At 71.0% G+C, this 2,371-nt stretch carries 3 protein-coding genes and 1 pseudogene; 2 read left to right on the top strand and 2 right to left on the bottom strand.

Annotated elements, in window-relative coordinates:
- Nucleotides 1-325: pseudogene (locus GT030_RS20955) on the bottom strand (hypothetical protein); the annotation flags it as partial.
- Nucleotides 325-987 carry an RNA polymerase sigma factor gene (locus GT030_RS20950; protein ID WP_161202418.1) on the bottom strand — a complete coding sequence of 221 codons (663 nt, stop codon included), beginning with the start codon at nt 985-987 and terminating at the stop codon, nt 325-327. The pseudogene GT030_RS20955 and the gene GT030_RS20950, both read right to left, overlap by 1 nt.
- Before the next feature lie 327 nt (nt 988-1,314).
- On the opposite strand from GT030_RS20950, the gene GT030_RS20945 reads away from it, so the two are divergent.
- The gene (locus tag GT030_RS20945) at nt 1,315-2,145 is read left to right on the top strand and encodes an alpha/beta hydrolase (protein ID WP_161202417.1); all 831 of its coding nucleotides are present in this window, start codon (nt 1,315-1,317) and stop codon (nt 2,143-2,145) included.
- Between the two features lie 104 nt (nt 2,146-2,249).
- On the top strand, nt 2,250-2,371 hold a 122-nt coding region (locus tag GT030_RS20940; RefSeq protein WP_346009700.1), incomplete at its 3' end, for an SDR family NAD(P)-dependent oxidoreductase.

The following is a 2,371-nucleotide window of genomic DNA, read 5'->3' as shown; positions in this document are numbered from 1 at the left end:
CGAGGCCGAGCCGGACGGGCCGGCCCCAGCGGGAGCGGCGGGTACGGGGTGCGGGGGCGCCGATGCGGACGAGGCCGGCGTCGCCGTACCCGTAGGCGCTCTCGGCGGGCACGGTCGCCCGGGCGTCCCGGAACGCGGCCAACGCGGCCTTTTCTCCGGGGAGTTCACCGAGCGCGGGCGCGCCCTGGGCGGCCAGGGCGCCGAGCAGTGCGGCGAGCCGGTCGGCGGGGACGCGCGCGTCGGCGTCGACGGCTTCCAACGGCTCACCGCGCAAAAGACGTTCCGACGTCTCACCGTCCAGCCACTTGTCGTGCTCGTCGGCCATCACATGTCCTTCTGCGTCCGCGTACGCGTATGCGTCACACTCGCGGACCGCGCCGCGCCACGGCGCGGCGTTCGCTGGGGCGGGAGCGCGTCGAGCCCTCCCGTCGATTCCGGATCGGCGCCGAGGAGTTCGGCCAGCCGCTTCAGCCCCCGGTGCGCGGCGGTACGGACGGCGCCCGCGCGCTTGCCGAGCGTCTCGGCGGCGGTCTTGGCGTCGAGCCCGACCACCACGCGCAGCACGACGGCCTCGGCCTGGTCCTGCGGGAGCCGGGCGATGAGGGAGAGGGTGCCGTCGGTGGTCAGGGCCTCGATGGCCTCACCGGCGGTGTCCGACTCGGCCGCCCTGCCGGTCAGTTCGGTCTCGTCGCCGCCTATCAGGGGGCGACGGCCGCGCATCCGTATGTGGTCCAGGGCGCGGTTGCGGGCTATCCGCGCGGCCCAGCCACGGAAGCGGTCGGCGTCGCCGCTGAACCGGCCGAGGTCACGCGCGATCTGGAGCCACGCCTCGGACGCGACGTCCTCGGCGTCCAAGTCGCCCACCAGCGTGCGCACATAGCCGAGCAGCCGTGGATGCACCGCGCGGTACACCGTACGGAACGCGGTCTCGTCCCCCGCCTGAGCCGCGCGCACCGCGGCCGTCAACTCCGCGTCGTCCCCCTGCACCGCACTCCCTTTACGCCCGTCACTCGGTCGGCGCGAAAGGCACGTTACGGCCTGAAACCGCTGCTCGTCCATGTCTGTGGAAGATGCAACTGACTCGTGACACGCCCAGGTGTGACATATGACGCGGCCATGACGCAGAACAACATGACGGACCGCCCGCGGTCCGCACCACGCAACGGCCGGGGTCTCTCCTGTGGGGGGTGGCGACCCCGGCCGTTGCTCTGCCACCCGCTGGCCCGCGAGCGCTGACATGCACCCCTGCCGGCGCGCGCGTAGCGTGGCAGAAACGCGGGCCGACACGTTTCCGGGGGGCCGGAGGTATCAGCCATGGGCACAGTGACCACGTCTGACGGCACCAGCATCTTCTACGTCGACTGGGGCCCCCGGGACGCCCGGCCGATCGTCTTCCACCACGGGTGGCCCTTGAGCCACGAGGACTGGGACAACCAGTTGCTGTACTTCCTGTCCAAGGGTTATCGCGTCATCGCCCACGACCGCCGCGGTCACGGACGCTCCAGCCAGCCTTCGGCCGGGCACGAGATGGACACCTACGCCGCCGACGTGGCCGCCCTCACCGACGCGCTGGATCTGAAGGACGCGGTGCACATCGGGCACTCCACCGGGGGCGGCGAGGTGGTCCGCTACGTGGCGCGGGCCAGGCCGGGCCGGGTGTCCAAGGCGGTCATCTCCAACGCGGTGCCCCCGGTCATGGTCAAGAAGGACAGCAACCCCGAGGGCACCCCGGTCGAGGCCTTCGACGAGCTGCGCGACGCGCTCGCCGCCAACCGCGCGCAGTTCTACATCGACGTCCCCGCGGGCCCGTTCTACGGCTTCAACCGGCCCGGCGCCGAGGTCGTCCAGGGGCTCATCGACCGCTGGTGGTGGCAGGGGATGAGGGGGGCGGCGAACGCGCACTACGAATGCATCAAGGCGTTCTCCGAGACCGACTTCACCGAGGACCTCAAGAGCATCGACGTCCCGGTGCTCGTCCTGCACGGTACCGACGACCAAATCGTGCCCTACGAGGACTCCGCGCCGAAGTCCGCCGCGCTGCTGAAGAACGCGACGCTCAAGAGCTACGAGGGGTGGCCCCACGGAATGCTGTCGCTCCACCCGGACGTCCTCAACCCGGAGATCCTCTCCTTCATCGAGGGGTGACCACCCGCGCGACCGGTTGTCCGCCCCGACTTCCCACCCTGGATGTAATGTAAGTTGTTACATCCAGGCGCGGCGATGCCGGCCTGCAGTGAATGGAGGATCCGGTGGGAAAGCTCGAAGGAAAGACGGCCGTCGTCACCGGCGGCAACAGTGGGATCGGCCTGGCGACCGCCAAGCGGTTCGCCGAGGAGGGCGCGCACGTCTTCATCACCGGCCGCCGCCAGGA

Source organism: Streptomyces sp. SID1328 (assembly GCF_009865595.1).
Lineage (GTDB): Bacteria > Actinomycetota > Actinomycetes > Streptomycetales > Streptomycetaceae > Streptomyces > Streptomyces griseoluteus.
This window is presented reverse-complemented; position numbering and strand designations above follow the sequence as displayed.